19 protein-coding genes and 1 tRNA gene are annotated in these 18,789 nt (G+C 63.7%); 8 read left to right on the top strand and 12 right to left on the bottom strand.

The annotated features are described in order from the left end of the window. Positions 1-38 precede the first annotated feature (38 nt). The 3 genes from HUK73_RS02175 (at position 39) to HUK73_RS02165 (ending at position 1,807) form a co-directional block, all read left to right on the top strand. Positions 39-332 carry a JAB domain-containing protein gene (locus tag HUK73_RS02175; RefSeq protein ID WP_176590425.1) on the top strand — a complete coding sequence of 98 codons (294 nt, stop codon included), beginning with the start codon at positions 39-41 and terminating at the stop codon, positions 330-332. A gap of 102 nt (positions 333-434) precedes the next feature. Beyond that, a tRNA-Pro gene (locus HUK73_RS02170) sits at positions 435-511 on the top strand. A 219-nt stretch (positions 512-730) separates the two neighbouring features. Then, entirely contained in the window at positions 731-1,807 is a 1,077-nt protein-coding gene (locus HUK73_RS02165) for a LacI family DNA-binding transcriptional regulator (RefSeq protein ID WP_176590424.1), read from the top strand. A gap of 112 nt (positions 1,808-1,919) precedes the next feature. Here HUK73_RS02165 and purB read toward each other — a convergent pair whose 3' ends face one another. Further along, positions 1,920-3,233: an adenylosuccinate lyase gene (gene purB, locus HUK73_RS02160; protein ID WP_176590423.1), complete on the bottom strand. Its 1,314-nt coding sequence runs from the start codon at positions 3,231-3,233 to the stop codon at positions 1,920-1,922. 281 nt (positions 3,234-3,514) lie between these two features. Between purB and HUK73_RS02155 the strand changes: the two genes are divergently transcribed. After that, positions 3,515-3,877 carry an EF-hand domain-containing protein gene (locus HUK73_RS02155; protein ID WP_176590422.1) on the top strand — a complete coding sequence of 121 codons (363 nt, stop codon included), beginning with the start codon at positions 3,515-3,517 and terminating at the stop codon, positions 3,875-3,877. 110 nt (positions 3,878-3,987) lie between these two features. Here HUK73_RS02155 and HUK73_RS02150 read toward each other — a convergent pair whose 3' ends face one another. Together HUK73_RS02150 and HUK73_RS02145 are read right to left on the bottom strand one after the other, a co-directional pair. Then, positions 3,988-4,170, bottom strand: coding sequence for a hypothetical protein (locus HUK73_RS02150; RefSeq protein ID WP_176590421.1), 183 nt, complete (start codon positions 4,168-4,170; stop codon positions 3,988-3,990). A gap of 66 nt (positions 4,171-4,236) precedes the next feature. Then, entirely contained in the window at positions 4,237-4,386 is a 150-nt protein-coding gene (locus HUK73_RS02145) for a hypothetical protein (protein ID WP_176590055.1), read from the bottom strand. Positions 4,387-4,606: 220 nt separating this feature from the next. On the opposite strand from HUK73_RS02145, the gene HUK73_RS02140 reads away from it, so the two are divergent. The 3 genes from HUK73_RS02140 to pyrF all read left to right on the top strand — a co-directional run bounded on the left by HUK73_RS02140 (position 4,607) and on the right by pyrF (position 7,203). Then, positions 4,607-6,019, top strand: a complete 1,413-nt coding sequence (locus tag HUK73_RS02140) for a sugar porter family MFS transporter (protein ID WP_176592780.1) — start codon at positions 4,607-4,609, stop codon at positions 6,017-6,019. A gap of 180 nt (positions 6,020-6,199) precedes the next feature. Then, on the top strand, positions 6,200-6,532 hold the full coding sequence (locus tag HUK73_RS02135; RefSeq protein WP_176590420.1) for a LapA family protein: 333 nt from the start codon (positions 6,200-6,202) through the stop codon (positions 6,530-6,532). Beyond that, positions 6,529-7,203 (top strand): orotidine-5'-phosphate decarboxylase, encoded by a 675-nt coding sequence (gene pyrF / locus HUK73_RS02130; protein ID WP_176590419.1) that lies wholly within the window; start codon positions 6,529-6,531, stop codon positions 7,201-7,203. The genes HUK73_RS02135 and pyrF overlap by 4 nt, the downstream gene beginning before the upstream one ends. 17 nt (positions 7,204-7,220) lie before the next feature. On the opposite strand, the gene HUK73_RS02125 is transcribed toward pyrF, so the two are convergent. From HUK73_RS02125 to HUK73_RS02095, 7 genes are all read right to left on the bottom strand, one after another. Continuing rightward, on the bottom strand, positions 7,221-7,640 hold the full coding sequence (locus tag HUK73_RS02125) for a thioesterase family protein (RefSeq protein ID WP_176590418.1): 420 nt from the start codon (positions 7,638-7,640) through the stop codon (positions 7,221-7,223). A gap of 99 nt (positions 7,641-7,739) precedes the next feature. Further along, a complete protein-coding gene (locus tag HUK73_RS02120; RefSeq protein ID WP_176590417.1) occupies positions 7,740-8,393 on the bottom strand; it encodes an outer membrane protein in 654 nt (217 codons plus the stop codon). A 170-nt stretch (positions 8,394-8,563) separates the two neighbouring features. Beyond that, a complete protein-coding gene (locus HUK73_RS02115; RefSeq protein WP_304413748.1) occupies positions 8,564-9,958 on the bottom strand; it encodes an L-serine ammonia-lyase in 1,395 nt (464 codons plus the stop codon). Position 9,959: 1 nt separating this feature from the next. Further along, a complete protein-coding gene (locus HUK73_RS02110; RefSeq protein WP_176590416.1) occupies positions 9,960-14,141 on the bottom strand; it encodes a translocation/assembly module TamB domain-containing protein in 4,182 nt (1,393 codons plus the stop codon). Further along, positions 14,141-16,204, bottom strand: a complete 2,064-nt coding sequence (locus HUK73_RS02105; RefSeq protein ID WP_176590415.1) for an autotransporter assembly complex family protein — start codon at positions 16,202-16,204, stop codon at positions 14,141-14,143. The genes HUK73_RS02110 and HUK73_RS02105 overlap by 1 nt, the downstream gene beginning before the upstream one ends. A 100-nt stretch (positions 16,205-16,304) precedes the next feature. Further along, positions 16,305-16,790 (bottom strand): DUF1465 family protein, encoded by a 486-nt coding sequence (locus HUK73_RS02100; protein WP_176592778.1) that lies wholly within the window; start codon positions 16,788-16,790, stop codon positions 16,305-16,307. A 110-nt stretch (positions 16,791-16,900) separates the two neighbouring features. Then, the gene (locus HUK73_RS02095; protein ID WP_176590414.1) at positions 16,901-17,080 is read right to left on the bottom strand and encodes a YdcH family protein; all 180 of its coding nucleotides are present in this window, start codon (positions 17,078-17,080) and stop codon (positions 16,901-16,903) included. Between the two features lie 191 nt (positions 17,081-17,271). On the opposite strand from HUK73_RS02095, the gene HUK73_RS02090 reads away from it, so the two are divergent. Beyond that, positions 17,272-17,433: a YdcH family protein gene (locus HUK73_RS02090; protein ID WP_176590413.1), complete on the top strand. Its 162-nt coding sequence runs from the start codon at positions 17,272-17,274 to the stop codon at positions 17,431-17,433. A gap of 130 nt (positions 17,434-17,563) precedes the next feature. Here HUK73_RS02090 and HUK73_RS02085 read toward each other — a convergent pair whose 3' ends face one another. After that, on the bottom strand, positions 17,564-17,926 hold the full coding sequence (locus tag HUK73_RS02085) for a PilZ domain-containing protein (RefSeq protein WP_176590412.1): 363 nt from the start codon (positions 17,924-17,926) through the stop codon (positions 17,564-17,566). 65 nt (positions 17,927-17,991) lie between these two features. After that, positions 17,992-18,456, bottom strand: coding sequence for an RNA polymerase-binding protein DksA (dksA, locus tag HUK73_RS02080; protein ID WP_176590411.1), 465 nt, complete (start codon positions 18,454-18,456; stop codon positions 17,992-17,994). Positions 18,457-18,789: the final 333 nt, after the last annotated feature.

Raw genomic sequence — 18,789 nt, 5'->3', positions numbered from 1 at the left:
CCCCTATCGCGAACACATCGCAAGACCATCCTGCCGCCATGCGCGACCCGACTTCCCTGCACCTGCTCGTCCTCGACGAGGAATGGCGCCCGCTCCACCGGCTGCGGGCCGATCATGACTGGCGCCGCACCGTGGATGCGCTGCTGCGCTGGAACAGCCGCTGGCTCGCCATCGAACAGTCGCGGCCGCACAGCCCCCTGCCCCGCTGGACGGACATTCACCTGACCCGCACCCTGTCGAAACGGCTTCGCCCGATCGAGATCGCGCTCGCCGACCATGTCATCCGCGCCGGAAACCGCCATTTCAGCTTCCGCGAAGCCGGACTGCTATGAGTTTCAAAAATTTCTTCATCCCCCGCTTGCCAGCCGGAAAAGCCGCCTCTATAGGCTGCGGCCTGCCCAGCGGGACCGCTTCAAACCGGACCCGCTATCGGTCGGGGAGTAGCTCAGCCTGGTAGAGCACTGTCTTCGGGAGGCAGGGGCCGGAGGTTCGAATCCTCTCTCCCCGACCATTTACTTCTTCTTGAAATCACCATGATTTTCGGATGGCCGGATCGCGCTGGAAGCGCGTCGCTTGCCTGTGCCGCCGCTCCAAAAATGCCCCAGCCAACTGCGCGGGCAGGCGGGGGCAAGTTTTGGATCGCGGGCATCGTCGTCACGACACAGCTCCCTGCGCGACCAGGCGATATTTCGCTTAGCAATCGCGCAATGTGCCCGCTACCATCCAAAGCATGAAGCCAGAGACATCATCCGCTCCGCTGACGGAAGCCAAAAGCTCGCGGCGACAGCGCAACGTCCCGACCATCAACGATGTCGCCAAATATGCGGGCGTATCCCCCATGACCGTATCGCGTGTCATCAATGGCGAGCAGATCGTCCGTGCCGCCACGCGCGCCAAGGTGGAAGCCGCCATCGCCGCGCTCAACTATTCGCCCAGCGCCGCCGCACGCAGCCTGGCGGGCGGCGAGGAAATACGGATCGGCCTGCTCTACAGCAACCCGTCCGCCTCCTATCTGAGTGAGTTCCTCGTCGGCAGCCTGGATCAGGCCAGCCGCAGCGGCGTCGATCTGGTGGTGAAAAAATGGGATGAGGAAACCGACGTCGACACGGTGGTCGATCATCTGACGCGGGGTCGCATCAACGGCATCATCCTCCCTCCCCCGCTTTGCGACCATCAGGCGATGAAGAACGCCCTCCTCGCGGCGAATATCGTGGCCGTGGCCGTGGCGACCGGTAAAGCGCCGGCGGATATGTCCGCCGTCAGCATCGACGACCATGCCGCCGCGCTGGCCATGACCCGCCATCTGATCGCGCTCGGCCACCGGCGCATCGGCTTCATCAAGGGCCATCCCAATCAAAGGGCCAGCCAGCGCCGTCTGGAAGGCTATCGGGCCGCGCTGGCCGAAGCCGGCATCGCCCCGGACGACGCTTTGGTCGAACAGGGCTATTTCACCTATCACTCCGGGTTGGAGGCGGCGGAACAAATCCTCACGCTGCCCCAGCGGCCGACGGCAATCTTCGCCAGCAATGACGACATGGCGGCGGCAGCCGTCGCCATCGCGCATCGCCGTGGGCTGGACGTGCCGGGCGACCTCACCGTCTGCGGCTTTGACGATACATCGCTCGCCACCACCATCTGGCCCGAACTGACGACGATCCGCCAGCCGATCAGCGCCATGTCACGCGCCGCCGTCGAATTGCTGGTGAAGCAGATCAGGGCGCGCAAGAACAAATCAACCGAACAGCTCGCGCATCTGCTGCTCGATTATGAGTTGATCCGGCGGCAATCCGACGCTGTGCCGCACTGAGGGATTTTCCTGCCCTTCCGGCGCTTCGACAGTCGCCCTTTGACCCGGTGAAACTCCCACAAAAAAGGGCGCGTTTCCGCGCCCTTTCCACGTCCCAAATGGCACCTTGATCTTATTCGCCGAACACCCGGCGAAAGATCGTGTCGACCTGACGGAAGTGATAATCGAGGTTGAATTTCTCCTCGATCTGCTCGGCCGTGAGCGCCGCCGCCACATCCGGGTCGGCCTTCAGCAATTCCATCAGCGAAAGCTGGCCATCTGATTCCCAGACCTTCATCGCATTGCGCTGAACATAGCGATAGCTGTCCTCGCGGCTCACGCCTGCCTGCGTCAGCGCCAGCAGCACGCGCTGCGAGTGGACAAGACCGCCCATCTTGTCGAGATTCTTCATCATCCGCTCAGGATAGACGAGCAACTTGTCGATCACCCCCGTCAGGCGGCCCAGCGCGAAATCAAGCGTGATGGTGGCATCGGGCCCGATATAGCGCTCGACCGAAGAATGGCTGATATCGCGCTCGTGCCACAGCGCGACATTCTCCATCGCCGGCAGGGCATAGCTGCGCACCATGCGGGCAAGGCCGGTCAGGTTCTCGGTCAGCACCGGGTTGCGCTTGTGCGGCATGGCGGAGCTGCCCTTCTGGCCGGGCGAGAAATATTCCTCGGCCTCCAGCACTTCAGTGCGCTGCAGATGGCGGACTTCGACGGCAAGGCGCTCGATGGACGAGGCGATCACGCCCAGCGTCGCGAAGAACATGGCGTGGCGGTCACGCGGAATGACCTGAGTGGACACCGGCTCGATGGCGAGGCCCAGCTTTTCCGCGACATGCTCCTCGACGCGCGGGTCGATATTGGCGAAGGTGCCGACCGCGCCGGAAATGGCGCAGGTCGCGACTTCCTCACGGGCCGCGACCAGACGGGCCCGGCAACGCGAAAATTCGGCATAGGCCTCCGCCATCTTGAGGCCGAAGGTCACCGGCTCGGCATGGATGCCGTGGCTGCGGCCGATGGTCGGGGTCAGCTTATGTTCGTAGGCGCGGCGCTTGATGACCTCCAGCAGCTTGTCGATATCCTCGATCAGGATATCGGCGGCACGGCTGAGCTGGACGGCAAGGCAGGTGTCGAGCACGTCGCTCGACGTCATGCCCTGATGCATGAAGCGCGCTTCGTCACCGACCTGCTCCGCCACCCAGGTGAGGAAAGCGATCACGTCATGCTTGGTAACGGCCTCGATCGCATCGATGGCGGGCACGTCGATCGCGGGATTGGTCTCCCACCAGTCCCACAGCGCCTTGGCGGCGGATTGCGGCACTACGCCCAGTTCGCCCAGCTTTTCGGTCGCATGCGCCTCGATCTCGAACCAGATCTTGAACCGGGCTTCCGGTTCCCAAAGGGCGGTCATTTGCGGGCGGGCGTAACGGGGGACCATGAGGCGAATCCTGCGTGAATGAGTGATAAACCGCCGTGCCGCCTAGCAGCACCGCCTTTCCGGGGCAAATCCAGCCCATGGCCGAGGGCCATATTGCCATCTTTTCAGCCCTTTCGTCGCATTAATCGCAGCACTGCGCGCCGAATCGAGGCAAATCCGGGGATGAATGGATGAAGATGAACGGATATTCAGGAACCAACTGAAATGCTTGGCTATTGTCATGCGTGAAAATCCGATGGACGGTCTCGCGACCCTTCAAGCGGCCGGTTTTGGAGAATGGAATGTTCCGCGCCCTGTTTTTGATGGTGGCCTCTGCCGTTACCACGCCCGCCTTCGCTCAAGCCGGAACCGCGCCGCAGGACAATGCCACGCAAGCCGCACCTTCGGGGGACGGAGTCGCCGCCATCGTCGATACCGAATTTCCGGCCTACGACCAGAATCATGATGGTCAGCTCGACCGCACCGAATTTTCGCGCTGGATGGTGGCGCTGAAGGATCAGGAAATGAAGGCGACCGGCAAATCACTGGCACCTGCGGAAGTGACGGCATGGGCCGACGGGGCGTTCGTAACGGCCGACACGGACAAGAGCGGGACCGTCAGCAAGCCTGAACTGATCGCCTATCTGAGCGGCAGCGCAGGATAAAATGCTCCCGTCACGAAGGCGGGGAATAGAGCCCAATTTGGGTCGCAATATGGGGCGGCATGGAGCGAAGGCCATGCCGCCTCTTTTTTTTGGCGAGCGGGTGGGGCTGCTTAGCCGCGCTTCTTGTTGGCGTAGAGCAGCGCCGCAACGATCGCGGCGGAGCCGATGCCGACCGCAGTCCCCATCCAGACCGCTTTTCCCGCGGATTTACGGGCGGCGGAGGCCATATCGGACTCGATGGAGACGGGGGTGGCGGCGCCGCTTTCCGGCGCGTCTTCGGTCGACTTCGTCATGGTGACTCAAGCTATGCGATAAAGCAGCGGCGCAGGAAAGGCGGATGCGGCGAAAATCTGCGGCAACTAATGTGCAGGGAGGGGTTGATGCGCCTCCCCCCGACCACGCAGGGTCCGTGAACCGGCGCGCTGGAGCAAGACCTCCACATCCTTCACCGTGAAATACCCGGCGCTGTCGATGTCGGCCAGTTCATCCCAACAGACCGGCGCGGTCATGAGCGTGCGGCCGCCTTTGCCAGCGCGAAAAGCATGAACGCCAATACGGGTTCCGCCGGGAACCGGACCTCGGCCTGCCTCCCACCGCGCGCAAGGGCTTGACTGACCGGCGACTTGTCGAGCAGCCATGGCAGGCGATCTCTTTGCCTTCAATCCGGTGTGCGTGGACTATCCGGCCATATCTCGGCCATTTCAGAACGATAAGCAGGAAGGACAGGAAATGACCGAAGGGAGTGCCGGGAAGGTCAACATGGCCTTCATCGCCGCGATCGTCGCCGTCGCGACCATTGGCGGGTTCATGTTCGGTTATGACAGCGGCGTCATCAACGGCACGCAAAAGGGGCTGGAAAGCGCCTTCGCCCTTGGCAGGCTGGGCATCGGCGTCAATGTCGGCGCGATCCTTGTGGGGTCGTCCATCGGCGCCTTCCTGGCCGGGCGAATGGCCGACCTGATCGGGCGGCGCGGCGTGATGCTGCTGGCGGCGGCGCTGTTCCTGCTGAGCGCCCTGCTGGCCGGCGCCGCCGCTTCTTCTGCGATCTTCATCTTCGCGCGCATCATCGGCGGTCTGGGCGTCGGCGCGGCGAGCGTCATTTCGCCCGTCTATATTTCCGAAGTGACCCCGGCGGCGGTGCGCGGACGCCTGTCCAGCGTGCAGCAGGTGATGATCATTTCCGGCCTGACCGGCGCATTCGTCGCGAATTTCGCGCTGGCACGCTATGCGGGCGGATCGACGGCGGAACTGTGGCTGGGCTTTCCCGCATGGCGCTGGATGTTCTGGTTGCAGGCGATCCCGGCGGCGATCTACTTCACCGCGCTGCTGGTGATCCCGGAAAGCCCCCGCTATCTGGTGACGCGCGGGCAGGATGAACGGGCCCGCAGAGTGCTGACCCGGCTCTTCGGTGCCGCGGAAGCCTCGCGCAAGGTCGCGGAAATCCGTGCCAGCCTGGCCGCCGACCATCATCGGCCCAAGCTGTCCGACCTGATCGACAAGCGCAGCGGCAAGATCCGTCCCATCGTCTGGACCGGCATTGGTCTGGCCGTGTTCCAGCAGCTCGTCGGCATCAATGTCGTTTTCTATTATGGCGCGACCTTGTGGGAAGCGGTCGGCTTTTCCGAGGATAATGCGCTTCAGATCAATATCCTTTCGGGGGCGCTGTCAATCGGCGCCTGCCTTGGCACCATCGCGCTGGTCGACCGGATCGGGCGCAAGCCGCTGCTGCTGATTGGATCGGCAGGCATGGCCGTGACGCTGGCGACGGTGGCCTATGCCTTTTCCACGGCGATCACCGGGGAGACTGGCGGCGTCATGCTGCCGGGGAATAACGGCCTGATCGCACTGATCGCGGCCAATCTCTACGTGATCTTCTTCAACATGAGCTGGGGTCCGATCATGTGGGTGATGCTGGGCGAGATGTTCCCGAACCAGATCCGGGGCTCGGGCCTTGCCGTGTCGGGCTTTGCCCAGTGGATCGCCAATGCGGCGATTTCGGTGAGTTTTCCCGCCCTCGCCGTTTCGCCCGGTCTGCCGGTGACTTATGCGGGCTATGCGATCTTCGCCGCCATTTCCTTCTTCTTCGTCCGCGCCCTGGTGCATGAGACAAAGGGCCGTGAACTGGAGGATATGGTCGGCTGAGCCGCATCATCGCCTTACAGGCGTCTCTCTACGTCGGCCGGGAAACGGGCATGGATCGGGTCGATCCACGGCAGGAAAAGACGCTTTCCCGGCGCATGGTCATCGGGAAATCCGATGAAGCGCTTCCGAAGCGCGACAAAATCGCCTAAGCTGTCTCATTCAACAGCTATAGGAGCGTTGATGCAATTTCTGCGGACTGCCTTCTGGGTCGTCATCGCCGTCGCCCTCGCCTTTTTCTGCATGGCGAATTACGTCCCGGTGACCGTTCGCCTGTGGGGCGATCTTGTCATGGAAACCAAACTGCCCGTGTTGCTGGTCGGCGCCTTCCTGCTGGGCGCGCTGCCCTTCTGGATCATGGCGCGGGCCACCCGCTGGCGGATGAAGCGCAGGCTTGAAAATGCCGAACGCGCTCTGGTCGCGGCCACCGCCGCACCGACCACTCCTCCTTCCATGGCCGCTGCCGACAGTGCGGTTGCGGCCTCCTCCCCCCTCTCCACCACAGGACAAGCATGACCAGCCCGATTTACGTTGCCATCGATACGCCCGACTTGCGCAGGGCCCAGGACCTTGCGCAACAGGTGCGCCATCATGTGGGCGGGCTGAAACTGGGTCTCGAATTTTTCTGCGCCCATGGCCATCATGGCGTGCATGAGATGATGAAGTTCGGCCTGCCGATCTTCCTCGACCTGAAGCTGCACGACATTCCCAATACCGTCGCCAAGGCCGTGCAGGCGCTGCATGTGCTGGAACCCGCGATCCTGACCGTCCATGCGGCGGGTGGCCGCGCCATGCTGGAGGATGCCAAGGCGGCGGCCGGCGTCAATACCAAGGTCGTGGCCGTGACCGTGCTCACCAGCCTGGACAATGGCGACCTGCTCGATATCGGCGTGGGCGGCCAGGCGAAGGATCAGGTGGCGCGGCTCGCCGATCTGGCGCGCAGCGCAGGCCTCGACGGGATCGTCTGTTCCGGCGAGGAAGTGGCGCTGGCGAAACAGGTCTGGCCGGACGGCTATTTCGTCGTGCCGGGCGTGCGACCTTCGGGCGGCGCCATGGGCGACCAGAAGCGCGCCGTGACGCCGCGCGAGGCGCTGGATCGGGGAGCCTCCATTCTGGTCGTCGGACGGCCGATCAGCCTGGCGGAAAAGCCGGATATCGCGGCTCGGGAAATCGAGGCCACGCTGTAATCGGTAAGCCTGACGGTTTAACGGTCAGGCCTATCGTCCTCCGACGCGAAGAACCGCTGGATGACGTCCCGGGCGAGGCGCGCGGGGCGGAGCGTCGCTGCATCGATACAACACCAGCTGGACTTGACCTCCGCCACGACCTCTTCGCCCCGGCGGATCACCGTTTCGTAAAAGGCGCGCGCGCCCTGCACCTTTTCCAGCAGGACGGTGGCGATCACATCGTCGTTCAGGAAGGTCGGCTTGCGATAGGTGATCTCATGCTTGAGCGCGACCCACAGATGCGTCGCCACCGCGTCGGTCGGGGCGAACGCGCGCCAGTGATCGAGCACCGCCGCCTGCACCCATTTCAGATAGCTGGCATTGTTGACATGACCCATGAAGTCGATGTCGTCCGGTTCAATGCCGACCGTATAACTATGAGGAATCGCGTTGCTCACATGGGCAACAGTAACAAATCTGCAAGACCCCCGATAGACGATCCGCGATAGGCCGAGAGGCTTTGGGGCCGACGGTTTCGGGCCGGCCCCTTCCCTGCGTCAAAAGCGCCAACCCACGCTGGCGACCACCTGATGGCGATCCGTGTCGATGCCGAATTCGTCGCTGGTCGTGCCGTTGGCGAAATCGATATGGGCGTCGCTATATTTGGAATAGCGATATTCCAGCTTGGCGAAGGTGTTGGCGTTGATCGCCCGCTCCACGCCCGCGCCGACGCGCCAACCGTCCAGCTTGAACGAGGTGTCGGTGACCTGGTTGGTGTCGCCCGCCAGCACGCCCAGCTTGCTGTTGGTATAGCCGCCCTTCACATAGACCAGCGTCTGCGGATTGGCGAGAATACCGGCACGGGCGCCGATATAAAGATCGCGGCCCTGCTTGACCCGGCCAAAGCCGAACTGGTCGGTGAAGTCGCGGCGGCTGCTCTTCGCGGTGGAATCGGTGAATTCGCCCTCGACGCCGACCACCGCGCCGCCGAGATTGACGTCATAGCCCGCGCCGACGCCATAGAGCAGGCCATCGATCGACTGATCGGCCCGATTATTGTCATTATCCACGCTGCTGCCTGCGCCAACATGGTCATAGCCAAGGATCGCTTCGACACGGGGACCGGTGAAAGTCGGGGCCGGCTCCTGCGCCAGTGCGGGACTGGCGACCGCACTACCGGTCAGAAGGATTGCGATCATGATCTTTCGCATTTTCGGGTACTCCATTCTTCTTCATTCCACCCTGCCAGAGGGAAGACGTTGAAGTCATGGAACAGCCGTCAGCTTGCATGAATATCAGATAAACAATTGATAATGTTGTATTACCGCCACAAAACCGACTCAACTCAGCCCGAAGGCGAGCGGGCGACACGACGAAACGATCAGCACTCCACCACATTGACGGCCAGACCGCCCTGGGATGTTTCCTTGTACCGGCTCGCCATGTCCTCGCCGGTCTGGCGCATGGTTTCGATCACCGCGTCGAGGCTGACGATATGGCGGCCGTCGCCCTGAAGCGCGAGATAGGCAGCGTTGATCGCCTTGACCGCGCCCATGGTGTTCCGTTCGATACAGGGAATCTGGACAAGGCCGCCGATCGGATCGCAGGTGAGGCCAAGATTATGTTCCATGCCGATCTCGGCCGCATTTTCGATCTGGGCGTTGGTGCCGCCCAGCACGGCGGCAAGGCCTGCGGCAGCCATGGAGCAGGCGACACCGACCTCCCCCTGGCAGCCCATTTCTGCGGCGGAGATCGATGCGCGCTTCTTGTAGAGGAAGCCGATGGCGGCGGCAGTCAACAGGAAGCGGCGCTCCCCTTCCCGGTCGGCGCCGGGGACAAAGCGGCGATAATAATGCAGCACCGCCGGGATGACGCCCGCCGCGCCATTGGTGGGCGCGGTGACGACGCGGCCGCCCGCGGCATTTTCCTCGTTCACAGCGAGCGCAAAAAGGCTGACCCATTCGAAGATCTGGGCCGGACCGAGGGCATTTTTCTGGAGAACCAGCCGGTTATGAATGGTCCGGGCGCGGCGGCGGACTTTCAGGCCGCCGGGCAGCAGCCCCTCTTCCTTGAGACCGCGATCGATGGAGGCGCTCATCGCATCGATCACGCTGTCGAGAAAACCCTCGGTTTCCTGTTGCGAACGCCACGCCCCTTCGTTGCGCAGGACGAGCGTGGCGATGCTGAGACCTGTGCTTTCGCCCAGCGCCAGCATTTCAGTGCCGGAGGAGAAGGGATGGGGCTGGACTACATTATGGCCGAGCGGCGTGTCGTCCGCGATGTCGACCGTACCGGGCAGCACCGCGCCGCCGCCGATCGAATAATAGTCGCGGACCAGCGGCTCCTTCTTCCCATCGAGCCAGGCCGAGAAGCGCATGCCGTTGCTGTGCGCTTCCAGAAACTCGCCCATGCGGAAGAGGAGATCAGTCGCCTCGTCAAAGGGGATGAAGAGATTGACGGCACTGCCCGCGCGGATGCGGCCTTCGCTGCGGATGGCGTCGAGGATCGCGGGGATGGCATCGGGATCGACGCTTTCCGGGCGGTAGCCGGACAGGCCGAGCAGGATGGCCGTATCGGTGGCGTGCCCCTTGCCGGTCAGCGCCAGCGATCCGTAAAGCTCGCATTGGACGCGCACCGGGGTCGTCGGCAGCGAATCCATGAACATCAGCGCAGCGCGCATCGGGCCGACCGTATGCGAGCTGGACGGGCCGATGCCGATGGTGAACAGGTCCATGACGCTGATGGCGGCAGCGGCGTCGATGCGGGACTTGGTCAACTCAGTAATCCTTCGAGATGCGAACGTTAGCGCTTTCCCGCCCAAGGGTCGAGATGGCGCCCAACAGAGAGAGCCAGCGCGTGACCTGATATTCGATGCGCGTGGCGGAATAGCCCTGCCCGTCGGTGATGAGCTCCACATAGGTCTTGCGGGAGAGATATTTGCCTGCCGCGATCGACGTGCCCTGCCCCTGCGTCGGATCGGCGGGAATGATGCGCAGCCGGTCAAGGCCCGCAGCCTTGCGCACGGCGTTGATGGGATCGAGGCCACCCTGCCCCTGAAGCGAGCCGACCGCCGAGGCGAGTTGCAGCGCTTCGGGCGCGGACAGGTTGGTGATCGACGTGCCGAAGAGGATGCGGGAAAGCAGCTCATCCTGCGGCAGCGCCGGGATGCTGGTGAAGGTGATCGCGGGTTTGAGGCCGGTGCCGCCGACATGGATGGTGGCGGTCAGGTCGCTGACATTCGCCTCTGCATCAATGTCCAGCGTCGGGTTGATCGGGGTGCGGCCGTCGAACTGAATCTTGCCTTCCTTGAGGTCGAACCGGCGGCCCGCGAAATCATAGGTGCCGCGCACCAGATCGGCGGTTCCCGATATGGCGGGATTGGTGACGGTGCCGCCGATGTTGAGATCGGCACGCCATTCGCTGTCGATGCCAAGGCCCGTGACGGTCAGGCGGTTGCGCGCCCGCGCCTTGATCGCCAGCGCCCAGGGCGTTGAACTGCGCGGGCGTTCTATTTCGTCGCCGCGCCGGTTGATCTCGATCACCTTGAGTTCGGGGATCTGCGCCACGGCCGCGGCGCGACCCATGGTGAAGCGGCTCCGGTTGAGGACGAGATCGCCGCCGATGGTGCCGCCGACGCCGGTAGAGGTGATCGTGATCGGCCCGGTGACGGTCGCGGCGATATCGTCGCGTTCCAGCAGCGCGGCATTTTCGGCCTGAAGGCGCAGGTCCATGCCGACCCCGGCAATGCCGTTGAAGGTGAAGCTGCCCGTTCCCGTTACCGCACCGCCATTTTGCGCGGTGGCGGAGAAGCTGGTCATGACCAGTTGCGCGCCGGAGAAGCGGCCCCGCGCCTTGACGCCGTGCAGGCGCATGCCGGTAACGGGGCTGTTGAGCGCGGCATTGTCCGTCGCCAGCGAACCGGCGATGACCGGATCGCCCAGCGTTCCGCGCGCATCGGCCATGACGCTGACCGGGCCGGATATGTCGACGACCTCCACCCCCGTCAGGCGCCAGAGCGTGTCGGCGGTGCCATTATAGCGCAGTTGCGCGAACAGCGGTGCGCGATTGAGGCGCTCCACCAAATTGCCTTCCGTGCCGAGCGGGGTCAGCAGTGCCTGCGCCTGCCCGATGGTCTGGCCGTCGGCGACGAAGACCATGCGGGTGGCGAGCCGATCATGGGTCAGCACCGCATTGACCCCCGCATCGACGGGACGGGAACTGAGCGACAGGCCCGAACGGGACAGGCCCCGCACCCGCAGCTCCGCCTTGCCGGTTGGCATGCCGCCGCGCGTATGGACATAGCTGAGCGATCCGGTGGCGGTGCCGCCCAGACCCAGATTGTCATAAGCAATGTCGAGCAGCGAGAGCGGCAGCTTCTGCATCCGCGCCTCTATGCTGGTAGTCTGGCCGCTCAACTCCCCGCCAAGCTGAAGCGAGCCGCCCGCAAAGGCGATCGTCGCGGGCGCCATGCGCCAGCCATCCTCGGTACGGGTCAATATTGCGGCGCGGGTCAGCTTGATCGGCCGCTTGTCGATGGTGCCGCCGGCCTGGATGCGGATGCGGTCGGGTTCGACCTGCGCTTCGCCGCTGAGGTCGAACAGGCGGCCACGCTGCCCCGAGAGGCTGGCGGTCACCTTGCCGCAACCGTCGAGCAACTGGGCATTGGCGGCAAGGCGGCCAAGCAATATGCCGCCGACCCGCAGCCCCCGCGCCTGGGCGGTGGCGTTGATCGACGTGCCTTCCGGGTTGAGCAGGATCGTCGCGTCGATTTTGCCCCGGCGCACGACGATGACGGTTGGGCCATCGAAGCTGGCATCGGTGGCATCCAGCTTGAGGATCAATTGTTGCACGCCATTGACCGGCGCAAAGGCGACAGTGCCGGACAAGGGACCAGTGACATTGAGCACGCCGTCAAGGCCGCCCGTCACCGGCCGCAGGTCGCCGCTCGCGCTGACGCCCGATGCCGTAACGCGGACGATGCGGACAACGGCCTGCCCGCCCGGAGGCAGGAGTATGGCGCCATTGGCGGTAAAGGCGCCGAGCGTCGACCCGCCCTCCGCCGTGAAGCTGTAGCCATCGTCATCGGGAACGAGGTGCGCGTGCATGTCGGTGACGCCCAGCGCCTTGAGCGGGCTTTGCAGGACGAGATCGACGGTCGGGCGCTCGATCTTTCCATCCAGCGTCAGCCGCAGCGGGCCATAGCTTTTGTGCTGGCCGCTGCCCTCGAAATGCACCGTGCCGTCATGGCGGCGATAGCCCTTGGCCCGAAGCGCGATCAGCGGCGCTTCCAGCCGTAGATCGGTGAATTGCAACTCGCCATCCGGCCCTAGCGACAGGCCGCTGCGCACGGTCGGCAATCCACCACCCAGCGAACGCAGGAAGCTGTTGTCCAGCCGCCGCATCCGCGCCATCGCGTTGCCGCTGAGGGTGAAGGCGCCCTTGGGACCGGGGATCGCGCGTAGCTTCGAGGTCAGGTCGACAATGCCAAGGCCATGAATGGCGAGATTGCTGATCTGGCCGTCCAGCCCGATATCGTAACGGCCCGATTTCAGGTCAGCGAGGAAGATCAGCTTGCCCCGCAACTTATCGGAACGAACCGTCATCGGATTGCTGACGATCTGCTGATTCTTCAGTTGCAGCGTGCCGTCGAGCACGAAATTGCGGATGATCCCTTCGACCAGCGGCCCCTGTCCGTCCAGGCTGCGCGCGCGCAGATGGACCGGGATCAGCGCCGGGCCGCCCTTCGCCTTGCGCCCCTTGCCGTCGGCCCGCACGTCATGGATGACCGTCTTGCCGAAGGCGAGTTGCTTCGCCGTCAGCAGATATTCATAGCCGAAACCGGCAAAGGGCCCATCCAGCCGGACGCGCGCGGCAATGTCCCGCCCGCCCATGGTCTTGAGCAGCGCCTGCGGACGGGCGAGCTTCACATCGAGCAGCAGATTGTCGAACCCGTTGTTACGCAGATCCAACCCGCCATCGGCCTGCAAATCGATCGCGGTGGAGCGCAGCAAAAGCTTGCCGTCGATCACCCGATTGGTCATCGATCCGCTGGCCTGAATGGCGAGGCGCGGCGCAGCGATACGCTGGAACAGGCCCTGACCGGCAATCGCGCTGCCCTCGATCGTGCCGGTGGCGCTGTAGGCGCCGCTGCGGGCGGAGAGCTTGAGGTCGATGGCGGGATCGCTGTCCAGCGTCCCCGCAAGGCGGCCGTCCCAGCGGGTCCAGCTGCCCTTGCCCTGAATGCGGAGATTGGCGTCCTGCTTCAACCCGGCCATCGCCGCCAGCACGCCGCCTTCGGGCGCGTTGACGGTGACGTCCAAGTCGAATCTATTGTCGTCGGGGCGGCTGTCCAGCGCGATGTTGAGCGCATCCTCACCATTCAGGACCCGCGCCGAAAGGTCGATGATCGCCCGCCCGCCGCGAATGTCGGCATCGCCCGACAATGTGGCCTGCTGCACCTTGCCGGTGACGCCCCGGTCGATGACCAGGCGGCCGACCGAAAATTGCATCAGGCGGATGTCGAAACCGGGCAGGATCGGCCCCTGCCGCTCGGCCGGGTTCAATTTGGGCAACTTGTGCAGCGTCGCCTGCGGTATGGCCAGCCGGTCGATATCCAGCCTGTTGGAGAGCCAGGCGAAGGGCCACCAGTCCAGTTCCACCACCGGCGCGTCAAGGAAGGCGCCCTTGGGATCGGACAGGGTCAGGCCGTACAGGACCGCCTTGCGATAGATGCTGCCGTCGATCCGGTCGACATGGATGCGCAGCCCGGAAGGCGGGCTGATCCGCGCGATACGAGAGACGAGGAAGCGGTGGCCCGGCGCGGTATCCAACCAGATCAGCGCGCCCGCAACGATCAGCAGCAGCGTGACCAATAGCCCCGCGACCCAACGCTGCCAGCGTCCGTCCCAGGCGCGGCGGCGGCGCGGCTTCACTGCGGCATCGGGGGCGTCCGGCGCCATCAGAAGGCCTGCCCCAGTGAGACATAGACGGCGACCTTCGGATCGCCCGACTGCGGATTGATCGGCGTGCCGACATCGATGCGGATCGGGCCAAAGCTGCTGTAATAGCGTACACCCATGCCCGCACCGATGCGCAGGTCGCGGAAGCGCGGCAGGAAGCTGGTCGAGATATTACCGGCATCGACAAAGGGCACGACGCCGAAATTGCCGAAGCGGATACGCGATTCCAGCGAAAATTCCGCAAGGCTCTTGCCGCCCACCGGCATGTCGTTCGGGCCGTAGCGCGGGCCGATCGCCTGATAGCCATAGCCGCGCACCGACGCACCGCCGCCCGCATAGAAGCGCCGCGAGGGCGCGATCTGGTCGACGGTCGAACCGAGGATCGTACCAAAACGAGCGCGGGCGGCCAACACGATGCGGTCGCTCATCGGCTGATAGACGCTGCCGTCAAGCTGCACGCGGGCATAGCCGAAGGTGCTGTTCTGGAAGGAAAGTTCTGGACTGACCCGTCCGCCCAGACGAAAGCCCTTCGTCGGATTGAGAAGGTCGTCGCTGCCATCATAGGTCAGGCTCAAAGGAACCGCGCCGATGAAGAAGGTCCGGCGGTTGCCGTTGCTGAAGGCATCGGCTTCATCCGATGCGATCAGTTCCGCGCCGACGCGCCACACCCATTTCTTCTGGAACAGGATATTGGTCTGCCGCTCCAGCGAGCCCGAGAAAGTCAGGGTACGCGCATCATACGCGTCGCGCTTGATGTTGCTGATCGAAACCAGTCCGGTCAGCACATTGTCGCGGTGACGGAAATTATTGCGGCGATAGGTGACGGACGCCGTCTGCTCCTGCGTGCCCAGCACCCCGCGCAGGGTGACGGCGCCTTCGGGCGGGAAGAAGTTGCGATGCGTCCAACTGATTTCCGTGCGATAGCCTTCGCCCGTGCCATAGCCCAGTTCGCCCGCGATGGTACGCATCGGCGCGGGTTTGGCGTCGATGGCGAGGTCGACATGCTCGCCATCGCCCGCATCCTTCGGCGTCAGGCTGAGCGAGGAGACGAGTCCGGTCGCGACCAGCGCCTGCCGCAGATCCTCGACATCCGACGCCATATAGGTGTCGCCGGGATGGAAGCGGGCGATGCGCTGGACATGGCGGGCGCTGAAGAGGGTTTCGTCGGCCATCACGATCTTGCCGAAGGTGCGATAGGCGCCGGGATTGACCACGATATCAAGATCGCCCTTGCGTTCTTCATGATCGATGCGGACTTCCGGCTCCTCGACCTTGCCGAAGGGAAAGCCGTTTTCAGCGAGCGCCACCGTCAGCGACAGTTGGCCGGCCAGAATCGCGTCGGCATCGACCGGATCGCCGGGCTTGGGCGGGAAAGCCGCGCGCAGCTTCGCCTCGCGCTCGCCGGTAGTGTCGAGACCCATGACATCGACCGACGACAGCAGATAACGGACGCCCGGCACGATCTGGAACGTGACGGCCAGCCTGTCGCTGCCAGGCGGAGGCGCGGCCACCATGCCCCGGACACGGACGGCATAATAGCCCTTGGCGCGCAACAGCCTTTCCAGAAGGTCGCTGTCTTCCTTGATGCGCCGGTTGATCTGGGCAAGGTTGGCGGGCTTCCCCTCCCCCTGATGCAGCACCGACAATTCGTCGAAACGCATATGGAACTGGGCGTCGGCAATGCCCTCAATGCCATTGAGCGCCACGGTGTAGCGGTGCTCCTCCCCAGTGTCGGTGAAGGTCGCGACCTCCTCCGCCGGTTCCGCCCCTTCCTCCGGCGCCGCGGGCGCCACGGCTTCCTGAGGCATGTCGGGTGCTTCGGGCGGCAGTTCGACCATCGGCGTCACGCTGTCGGGCTGCCCCATGTCGGGCCAATCGACGCCGATATCGGGCATGGGCGCCAGCGTGGGGTCGAGCGGCTGATCCTGATCGGGCTGGACAGCAGTTTGGGGCGCCGTCTGCGCATGGGCGACGGGCGCGAGCAGAAGCAGCGGCGCGAGGCAAAATCGGGCAGCTTGCGGAAGGCCTGAAATGCGGCGGCAGGTCCGCAAACCGGTGTTCATATGCCTGATCTAGACCAATTATCGGGGCAAAGGCCAGCCCCGAAGATGACAGGCGACGATACCCTGCCCCATCCGCAGGTGGATCAGACCTGGGGGACGGTCAGAAGGCGGTGCTGAGCCGCTCCATCAGAACGCGGGCCGGGCTGGGCTCCATCTGCGCGCGCGGACTGGTCATGCGTTCCTGCAGGCGGGCGACGCGCTCGTAGAGATCCTGGCTGGCGTCGATCAGCGCGCGGGCCGCGAAGGGGAAGGTCGCGGCCATGGCGGGATCGGTCCCGGCGGCGTGACCAAGGCTGTATTTTTCGTCCCACATCTCGGCATCGTCGATCTCGCCCCGCTGCCATGCACGCTGGCTGAGCAGCCAGGCGATGATGTGCATCAGGCGGGTCGTGACCTTCAACGATTCGCAGGCAAAGGCCACCCGACGCAGCGGATCGTCCCAGCCGCCATCGTCACCGTCTGAAGCGGAGGTTTCGCGCGTGTCGAAATAGGCCCGCGCCTCATCCGCCATGACCATGGCTTCGACGTAAAGACCATCGACCAATCGACGATGCAGGCCCTGATCAAGAGAAGCGGCGAGATACATGGACGACATGTGACATAAGCATCATGCTTTGTCAGGCCCGATGCCCGCCATTAACCCCGAATTGTCCCGATAAGAAGCGGTCTGCGCGGCATTAACCACGATAACCCGTTTCAGGCGATGATGTCGGGGACCAGCTGATCTTCCAGCGACGTCATCTCGTCCCGCAGGCGCAGCTTGCGCTTCTTGAGCCGGGCGATCTGCATCTGGTCGCCCGAACCCGATTCGACCAGCGCCGCAATGGCGCCGTCCAGATCGCGATGCTCGACGCGCAACAGTTCCAGCCGACGCATGATGTCTTCCCGGCTCACCATACACCTACTTTCGCAACCATTGCCGTCCCATCTTCCCTTGATAGCCCGGCGCGCGCGCACGAACCATCGCAAATTTTGATGCGGACTGTCGCAAAGCGCGAATCACCCAAAGACAAAGCACCCGAATCATGATCTACTCGTTCATCCATCACCCTCGTAAGGAGAATGTCATGGAAAGCAGCCACATTTCAGCTCTTTCGGCCAAGCATGCAGGGCTTGAGGCACGTATCAAGGCGGAGACGAGTCGTCCCATGCCCGATGCGATCCTTGTCGCCTCGCTCAAGAAGCAGAAGCTGCGCCTGAAGGAGGAAATGGAGGCGCAACACCATTGATTGGTGACGCCTGAAAGAGGGCATGGATCAGCGGCCCCTTGCCGCTGGTCCAGACCTTCAACAGGCAATGAAAACCCCGGAACCAGATGGTTGACGGGGCTTTTTTTGGAAATGCGTTCCGGAAGGCGGCTCAGCGAACCAGACGGTTCTGGCGCAGATAGTCCGGCATGGTTCCATGTTTGGCGCCGGAAACCGGGCGGCGCGCCAGTTGCGGATCGATCTCCACATCGAAGGCGATGCCGATACGGTCCTCCCGCGACCAGACGACCGACCCGTTGACCTGACCGATGCCGCGCAGGTCGAAACGGACATGGATGCCGGCAGGGACGACCCGTTCGCAATCGGCCATCAGCCCCGTCGCGGACAGGTTGCGGACCCGCGCCCGGCCAAGGGGCGTGCCATCGGCCGAGCTGAGATTGGTAAGCAGGAACAGGCTGTCCCGCGGCCCCGAGCGGGCCGGGCCACGGCCAGTTTCGTCCTGATTGCTATTCATCCACAACGCCCTGCAAAATCATCGGATTATCGCAGCAACATTGCCATGGCGGCATGGATAAAAGGTTAATCGTCGCGAGAGACTTTTTCCTGCCGCTCATGCCGTTCCTGCGCCTCGACCGTCATGGTCGCGATCGGACGGGCTTCCAGGCGGCCAAGCGAGATCGGTTCGCCGGTCACTTCGCAATAGCCATATTCACCCTCGTCGATGCGGCGAAGCGCGGCGTCGATCTTGGAGATCAGCTTGCGCTGACGGTCACGGGTGCGCAGTTCGATCGACCAGTCCGTCTCGCTTGATGCGCGGTCGTTGAGGTCCGGTTCGCGCAGCGGCTCGTTCTGCAGGACGGCCAGCGTCCCTTCGGCTTCAGCCAGGATCTGCTTCTTCCAATCCCATAAACGCTGCCGGAAATATTCAAGCTGCAGGGGATTCATGAACTCCTCGTCCGCGGACGGACGATAGTCGGGGGGGAGTATTACAGCCGATTTCGGCGGATTTGGGCCGTCTCTATCGGAATTCAGTACCGATGCCATCTGGCTCTCCGACTCGCTGGACGCCCGGTGCTGAAAGTGCCGGGCTATCCGTGACTTGTGGTTGCCGGCGCCTCATAGCCAGCGGCAGAGGCAGACACAAGCGGGCAATCGCTGATCCAGCGCAGCGACGGCGCGGCATGTCGCCCCTGCCCGTGAAAATCCGGCGATTCCCCTTCATGCACCGGCTCCAAAAGAAATTGGACAAGCCGCACTTACGCATCGACAGATGGTCGTTCCACTATGGGACGTTAACCATATTCATTCACGGTTTGTTAGAATTTTACTCGACTTGCACGTGATATTGAGAGTTAACGCCATTGAAATTAACGCTTT

Origin of the sequence: Sphingobium sp. EM0848, from assembly GCF_013375555.1 — a bacterium.
Lineage (GTDB): Bacteria > Pseudomonadota > Alphaproteobacteria > Sphingomonadales > Sphingomonadaceae > Sphingobium.
The sequence above is the reverse complement of the archived record's forward strand: the minus strand, read 5'-3'. Positions and strand labels throughout refer to the sequence as shown.

Excerpts from the sequence above, each read along its gene's own strand:
- HUK73_RS02090 (WP_176590413.1), top strand. The coding sequence starts at position 17,272 with ATGGAAAGCAGCCACATTTCAGCTCTTTCGGCCAAGCATGCAGGGCTT.
- HUK73_RS02105 (WP_176590415.1), bottom strand. The coding sequence starts at position 16,204 with ATGAACACCGGTTTGCGGACCTGCCGCCGCATTTCAGGCCTTCCGCAA.
- HUK73_RS02110 (WP_176590416.1), bottom strand. The coding sequence starts at position 14,141 with ATGGCGCCGGACGCCCCCGATGCCGCAGTGAAGCCGCGCCGCCGCCGC.
- HUK73_RS02145 (WP_176590055.1), bottom strand. The coding sequence starts at position 4,386 with ATGACCGCGCCGGTCTGTTGGGATGAACTGGCCGACATCGACAGCGCC.
- dksA (WP_176590411.1), bottom strand. The coding sequence starts at position 18,456 with ATGGCATCGGTACTGAATTCCGATAGAGACGGCCCAAATCCGCCGAAA.
- HUK73_RS02155 (WP_176590422.1), top strand. The coding sequence starts at position 3,515 with ATGTTCCGCGCCCTGTTTTTGATGGTGGCCTCTGCCGTTACCACGCCC.
- HUK73_RS02085 (WP_176590412.1), bottom strand. The coding sequence starts at position 17,926 with ATGAATAGCAATCAGGACGAAACTGGCCGTGGCCCGGCCCGCTCGGGG.
- HUK73_RS02135 (WP_176590420.1), top strand. The coding sequence starts at position 6,200 with ATGCAATTTCTGCGGACTGCCTTCTGGGTCGTCATCGCCGTCGCCCTC.
- HUK73_RS02165 (WP_176590424.1), top strand. The coding sequence starts at position 731 with ATGAAGCCAGAGACATCATCCGCTCCGCTGACGGAAGCCAAAAGCTCG.
- HUK73_RS02140 (WP_176592780.1), top strand. The coding sequence starts at position 4,607 with ATGACCGAAGGGAGTGCCGGGAAGGTCAACATGGCCTTCATCGCCGCG.
- HUK73_RS02100 (WP_176592778.1), bottom strand. The coding sequence starts at position 16,790 with ATGTATCTCGCCGCTTCTCTTGATCAGGGCCTGCATCGTCGATTGGTC.
- HUK73_RS02150 (WP_176590421.1), bottom strand. The coding sequence starts at position 4,170 with ATGACGAAGTCGACCGAAGACGCGCCGGAAAGCGGCGCCGCCACCCCC.
- HUK73_RS02095 (WP_176590414.1), bottom strand. The coding sequence starts at position 17,080 with ATGCGTCGGCTGGAACTGTTGCGCGTCGAGCATCGCGATCTGGACGGC.
- pyrF (WP_176590419.1), top strand. The coding sequence starts at position 6,529 with ATGACCAGCCCGATTTACGTTGCCATCGATACGCCCGACTTGCGCAGG.
- purB (WP_176590423.1), bottom strand. The coding sequence starts at position 3,233 with ATGGTCCCCCGTTACGCCCGCCCGCAAATGACCGCCCTTTGGGAACCG.
- HUK73_RS02175 (WP_176590425.1), top strand. The coding sequence starts at position 39 with ATGCGCGACCCGACTTCCCTGCACCTGCTCGTCCTCGACGAGGAATGG.
- HUK73_RS02120 (WP_176590417.1), bottom strand. The coding sequence starts at position 8,393 with ATGCGAAAGATCATGATCGCAATCCTTCTGACCGGTAGTGCGGTCGCC.